Origin of the sequence: Eudoraea sp., assembly GCF_049665975.1 — a bacterium.
Classification (GTDB): domain Bacteria; phylum Bacteroidota; class Bacteroidia; order Flavobacteriales; family Flavobacteriaceae; genus Eudoraea.
The window spans coordinates 1-5,790 of the sequence record NZ_JBATGR010000389.1; the positions used below are offsets into that span (position 1 = coordinate 1).

Consider the following 5,790-nt stretch of genomic DNA (forward strand, 5'->3'; position numbering starts at 1 on the left):
GTGATTATTTGTACATGAGCTTTGCCGTCTTTGATTAACTTTTGACTGAAATCTTTTTCGATATTTAAAACCGCTTTGACTTTCCCTTGCTTAAAAACAGTTTCTATATCAGATTCTCTCTCTATAAACTGATCGATACTAAAATATGAAGAGGCTGCAATTTTATTAATTATTTCTTCTGTGGTCGCATCCTTTGAATGATCTAAAACAGCAATATCTACATTGTTTATTTCATTGGTAATAGCGAAGCCAAACAACAAAATCTGTGCTATAGGCATCCCAAAGAGAATAAATAGTGACCGTTTATCCCTAAAAATGTGATAAAACTCTTTTATGACAAAGCCTCTAAATCGTTTCATTTATTATCCTGATTTATCCCCTTGCTAATTTTAAAAACACATCATTCATTGTTTCCGTATTGTATAGTTCTTTCAGCTTTTTAGGTGTGTCCAGGGCTTCAATTTTACCATTTACCATAATAGAAACCCTGTCACAGTACTCGGCTTCATCCATATAATGTGTAGTTACAAAAATAGTCGTGCCTTTACTGGCTGATTTGTAGATCATTTCCCAAAATTGCCTTCTCGTAATTGGATCAACCCCGCCGGTGGGTTCATCTAAAAAAACGATTTTAGGTTCATGTAATAGAGATACAGAAAATGATATTTTTTGTTTCCAACCCAATGGTAGGGAACCCACTAATTTATCGGTAAAATCCTGTAACCCTAATTCTTCAATAAGTTCATATGTCTTCTCTTTGATTCTTGCTCTGCTAAGGCCATAAATTCCTCCAAAAAAGGTGATATTTTCCCTAACTGTTAAGTCGTCGTATAAAGCGAATTTCTGACTCATATAACCAATGTTCTTCTTAATGTCTTCGGCTTCTGATCCAACATCAAACCCGGCAACTTTTGCTTCACCCGATGTAGGTTTCGAGATACCAATCAACATTTTCATAGCAGTTGTTTTGCCTGCACCATTGGCTCCAAGAAAACCAAAGATTTCACCTTTTTTTACATTAAAAGTAATGGCACTTACCGCTGTAAAATCACCAAACATTTTGGTTAATCCCTTAACTTCTATGACCTTATTTTCCTCCATTATTTGGCTAGTTCCATAAATGCATCTTCTATGGTTGGTTCGGTGATTTCTATTGTAATATTGGACAATAAATTTTCTGTTAGATACTGCTTTAATTGATCCGGATCGAAGCCGGTTCTTTTATCTGTATAATGCACAAATTCTCCAAAAGGATAAACGCTATGGTTATGTTTGTAAGCCTTTAGACTTTGAATTAAATGATACATATTATCTGCACTCACATTATAAATTGATTTTGGATAATGTTCTATAATGGCTTCAGGGGTGTCTATTTCCAGAATCTCACCATCCTGAATCAACGCAATCCGATCACATAATGCGGCTTCATCCATATATGGGGTAGACACCAAAATGGTAATACCCTTTAGTTGCAGGCGTTTAATCATTTCCCAGAATTCCTTTCTGGACACAGGATCTACGCCAGTGGTTGGCTCATCTAAAAAAAGCACAGTTGGTTTATGAATGAGTGCACAACACAAAGCCAGTTTTTGTTTCATTCCCCCGGAAAGTTTACCGGCTCTTCGGCTTTTAAAGGGTTCAATCTGCACATAAATATCTTCTATTAACTCGTAGTTTTCCTCTATGGTTGTCCCAAAAATTGTGGCGAAGAACTTCAGATTCTCCTCCACAGTTAAATCCTGATATAATGAGAATCTTCCCGGCATATACCCAATACTTTCCCGTATAGCTATATAGTCTTTTAAAAGGTCAAAATCAGCGACGGTGGCTTGGCCTTCGTCCGCAATCAAGAGCGTGGTCAGTACTCTAAACAGAGTGGTTTTACCCGCTCCATCAGGGCCAATTAAACCAAAGAGTTCACCTTCCTTAACCTCAAAGGAGATGTTTTTTAAAGCTTTTACATCTTTGTAGGCTTTAGATATGTTAGAAACTACAATACTCATTAGTTGTTATCCGTATTCATCCATACTTCCGCCGGCATTCCAATTTTTAAACTGCCATCGTTTGCTACATCCACCTTTACGGCATATACAAGTGCCACACGTTCTTCTTTAGTCTGAATGATTTTTGGAGTGAATTCCGCTTCCGAAGCTATCCAGCTTATCGTCCCCCTATGGGATTGCATGGCATCTGCATCATCAATTTTTACGGTAACTTCCTGCCCTATTTTTAGCCCGGCTAATTGGGGTTCACTAAAATAGGCCCTCAATTTCATAGTACTCAGATCTGCTATTTTATATAAGGGTTTACTAAAAGAGGTAATCTCATTAGCTTCGGCATATTTAGTTAAAACCGTTCCCTTAACCGGATTAATTATTTTACTTTTTGAAATTTGATCATCAATTTGCCTTAATTGCACATCAATGCTTTTTAGTTCATTAACCACGGGTGCATTCTGGATTTCAACACTTAAAATTTGTTGTTTTATCACATCTATTTCACCATTAATATCATCTAATTGCTTCTGTGTACCCGCATTGTCTGCAATGAGATTTTCTGCCCGTAATTTGTTCGCATTTGCAGTTTTAAGTTTTGCGTTTAATACGGAAATCTGAGACAATACACTTTTAGATTGGGAAGAGACTACAGCTTTTGAGGATAACAATTGTTCTCGTTTCAGGGCCAGGGGAATGGTATCTATATAACCCAAAAAGGTCCCTTTATCAAGAAGGTCACCTTCTTTTACATTAAACTGCATGAGCCTGCCGTTGTTCTCTGCAGAAATAGTGATTTCTGTGGCTTCGAAATTTCCGTATCCATCTGCCTTGCCATTGTCGACGCCGCATGATGACATACTCAGTACAAATGCTATTCCCAGTATATACGTTGTTATATGTTTCATTTTTGTCCCTGAATTATATTATAGTTTGCCTTTGCAAGTTCTAATTGTATTTTATGCGTGATTAATGTGTTCTCATCAGTGTATAAATTGGTTAGTTCCGTGATATAGGCCGAAGAAGTAATTACCCCGTTTCGCAATTGTGAATCTGCTGCATTGAGCACTTCTTTTCGCAACTTAATGATTTCTATATCTGAAGTAATAAATCCCGAAATTTTTTCAATTTCAGATTGTTGCTGCTGGAGCTCAATGCTGGTATTGAGATTAAATACATTGGTTTCGGTATCTATGATGTCTTTGTTAATGGACAAGGACTCACGTTGCTTTTTTGTGGCATTCCAGTCGAATACATTCCAGTTAACTTTTAAACCAACTACATAAAACGCCTGAAAGGAATTATCTAATGGATTTAACCCCGGATTCCCGTAACCGCCATCTGCAAAACCATACACTTTAGGCAGATTTTGTCTGGACAGTAATTGATCTGATGTTTCTATTTGTTCTTTTTTAAGCTGAAATAATTCCAGTTCGGGTCTGTATAATTCCATGCTCAAATCTGATGTGATCTCAGGGTTCTGCAGAAGGGTAGCAGAGGAAATCTCTTTTCCAATAAGTGATCCTAAGGTTTGAAGCAAACTAGCTCTGTTCAAATCTAATTCTATAAAACCCTGATTAATTTTTAATAGTTCTGCTTCCAGTACTTTATCTGATGAGGGCAGTACTGTGCCATTCTTAATACCGGACTGCACTTCTTTTAGCTTCGCTATTAGTTGTTCCTTCTTTGCTTCTAACAGCGCCTTGTTTTCCTGTAGCAATAAGATGGAAAAATACAGCTGGTTTAGCTGTTTTTTTAATTGATATAAATTAACCTCCACCTGCTTTTGTTTGGTCTTTAGGCTTGCAGTTTGTGCATCAATTGACGTGTTAATCAATCCACCTCCATAGATCAGCTGGTTTACTGTAAGTGTAGCCCGGTATTGATCTTTATTGGGTGGTATGATCCCTGTGTCCGGCAGGGGGATTTCAATAACTTCTGACTGATAGGTTGCCTGTGCGGTCAAATTTAATTGTGGTAGTCGTTCTGTTTCAATGGCTTCTATGTCTATTGCATTTTGCTTTTCCAATAGGTCTGTTTGTTGCACTAAAGGATAATTGATATCTACCAAATGATAACAATCATTTAATGTTAGTGATTCCTGTGCAAAAGCACCCAAAGACATCAGTAAAAACAGATAGTTACTTAATTGTTTCATTAGCTAAGCTTTTATGGAATTAATAATGAAATCGGCGACTTCTGTTTTTCTGTCTTCCACAAGTTGTTTATACCCTCTGTCATCTATATTTACAAAGGCCTTTATTAAAGGTGCCGCCACAAATGGGAATATATTTAAAGCCATAATATTTATGAATAGCTGTTCTCCTTTTATAGGTTTGAGGATTCCTTTTTGGATTTCAACATTAATCTCTTTTTTAAATTTTTCAATATTGGGAAATCCTTTTTTGTCTTTCATTTTTAAAACAAAATCGGGATTCCTATTGAGTTCCTGGATTATAAAAGTAGGCAGATAAGGGTGTTTACTTATAAATGAAATATAATTTGTCGTAAAGTTTCTAATCTTCTCCTCAACAGAAGAGTTATCATTTAGGATGGCGTTTAATTGCGGGGCCAGGAGCATGAAAGCATTATTAAATACCGCTTCAAAAAGCAGTTGTTTACTTCGGTAGTAATAGTGGAGCATGGCCTTATTGATCTTTGCTTCATCTGCTATTTCCTGCATACGTGCACCATCCATACCTTTATTTTGAAACACCCTTTTGGCGGCTTTTAATATGATATGCTCCGTGTTTGTATCTTTCTTCTGCGCCATCTTAACTATTTAGTTTAACCATATGGTTAACAAATATATAAAAAAGATCAACATTGCTCTCTAATTACATTAAATTTTGTTTTTATAATTTCACATTCTGTAACGCAAACTGCAACTTCATAATATTCCCAAAATAATTTAAGCATGAGAAAACAATTTGGTGCGCGAGCCTCAAAAGCCGATATACAGAATTACGCTTCGTCTAAACACTGGGACGGAGCTAAATTTGACAATTTGGAAGTCACCAAAATGGACATAAATTTTCAGACATTACCTAAATTACTTTATAAACAGTTTTGTGAAAAGGAGGGGAGGGCACCCCTGAGTAAAATACCCATCTCGGCTTTTGATAAAGATGCTTTTTTAAAACCATCAGATCAGGCTAAGTATATTTGGTATGGGCATTCGGCGGTATTGCTAAGAATGGATGGCCTCACTTTATTCATAGATCCTATGTTAGGTCCCAATGCAGCTCCAATTGCCCCCTTTCCTGTAAAACGCTTTAGTAATAACACCCTGAATTTGATTGATGATTTCCCTGAAATTGATCTTCTTTTGCTTTCTCATGATCATTACGACCATTTGGATTATGAAAGTATTCAAAGACTAAAACCAAAGGTTAAACACTATTTTGTGGCGCTGGGAGTTGCCCGTCATTTAATAGAATGGGGCATTCCTAAAAAGGATATCACAGAATTTGACTGGTGGGCTAATCAACGTTTTAAGGATATCGATATAAGCTTCACCCCAACACGGCATTTTTCCGGAAGGGGCCTCACCGATAGGGCCAAATCACTCTGGGGAGGCTGGGCTTTTAAAACAGCTACAGAAAATATCTGGTTTAGTGGTGACAGCGGTTATGGCACGCATTTTAAAAATATTGGAGAACAATTAGGTCCGTTTGACTTTGCCTTTATGGAATGTGGTCAATACAATGAAAACTGGCACCAGATTCATATGTATCCGGAAGAAAGCGTACAGGCAGCCTTAGATGCCGGGGTTACCAAAATTATGGCCGTACAC

7 protein-coding genes are annotated in these 5,790 nt (G+C 37.0%); 1 reads left to right on the forward strand and 6 read right to left on the reverse strand.

The features are described from left to right. The 6 genes from WBN20_RS13115 to WBN20_RS13140 form a co-directional block, all read right to left on the reverse strand. The coding region (locus WBN20_RS13115; RefSeq protein WP_424282022.1) for an ABC transporter permease at positions 1-359 on the reverse strand (359 nt) is incomplete at its 3' end. Between the two features lie 13 nt (positions 360-372). After that, positions 373-1,101 carry an ABC transporter ATP-binding protein gene (locus WBN20_RS13120; protein WP_424282023.1) on the reverse strand — a complete coding sequence of 243 codons (729 nt, stop codon included), beginning with the start codon at positions 1,099-1,101 and terminating at the stop codon, positions 373-375. Beyond that, a complete protein-coding gene (locus tag WBN20_RS13125) occupies positions 1,101-2,003 on the reverse strand; it encodes an ABC transporter ATP-binding protein (RefSeq protein WP_424282024.1) in 903 nt (300 codons plus the stop codon). The genes WBN20_RS13120 and WBN20_RS13125 overlap by 1 nt, the downstream gene beginning before the upstream one ends. Continuing rightward, a complete protein-coding gene (locus WBN20_RS13130) occupies positions 2,003-2,902 on the reverse strand; it encodes an HlyD family secretion protein (RefSeq protein WP_424282025.1) in 900 nt (299 codons plus the stop codon). The genes WBN20_RS13125 and WBN20_RS13130 overlap by 1 nt, the downstream gene beginning before the upstream one ends. After that, a complete protein-coding gene (locus WBN20_RS13135; protein WP_424282026.1) occupies positions 2,899-4,152 on the reverse strand; it encodes a TolC family protein in 1,254 nt (417 codons plus the stop codon). The genes WBN20_RS13130 and WBN20_RS13135 overlap by 4 nt, the downstream gene beginning before the upstream one ends. A gap of 3 nt (positions 4,153-4,155) precedes the next feature. After that, on the reverse strand, positions 4,156-4,767 hold the full coding sequence (locus WBN20_RS13140; protein WP_424282027.1) for a TetR/AcrR family transcriptional regulator: 612 nt from the start codon (positions 4,765-4,767) through the stop codon (positions 4,156-4,158). Positions 4,768-4,911: 144 nt separating this feature from the next. On the opposite strand from WBN20_RS13140, the gene WBN20_RS13145 reads away from it, so the two are divergent. Continuing rightward, positions 4,912-5,790: MBL fold metallo-hydrolase (locus WBN20_RS13145; protein WP_424282028.1), on the forward strand; the 879-nt coding region annotated here is incomplete at its 3' end.

Coding starts and splice junctions, on each gene's coding strand:
- WBN20_RS13120 (WP_424282023.1), bottom strand. CDS start 1,101: ATGGAGGAAAATAAGGTCATAGAAGTTAAGGGATTAACCAAAATGTTT.
- WBN20_RS13125 (WP_424282024.1), bottom strand. CDS start 2,003: ATGAGTATTGTAGTTTCTAACATATCTAAAGCCTACAAAGATGTAAAA.
- WBN20_RS13130 (WP_424282025.1), bottom strand. CDS start 2,902: ATGAAACATATAACAACGTATATACTGGGAATAGCATTTGTACTGAGT.
- WBN20_RS13135 (WP_424282026.1), bottom strand. CDS start 4,152: ATGAAACAATTAAGTAACTATCTGTTTTTACTGATGTCTTTGGGTGCT.
- WBN20_RS13140 (WP_424282027.1), bottom strand. CDS start 4,767: ATGGCGCAGAAGAAAGATACAAACACGGAGCATATCATATTAAAAGCC.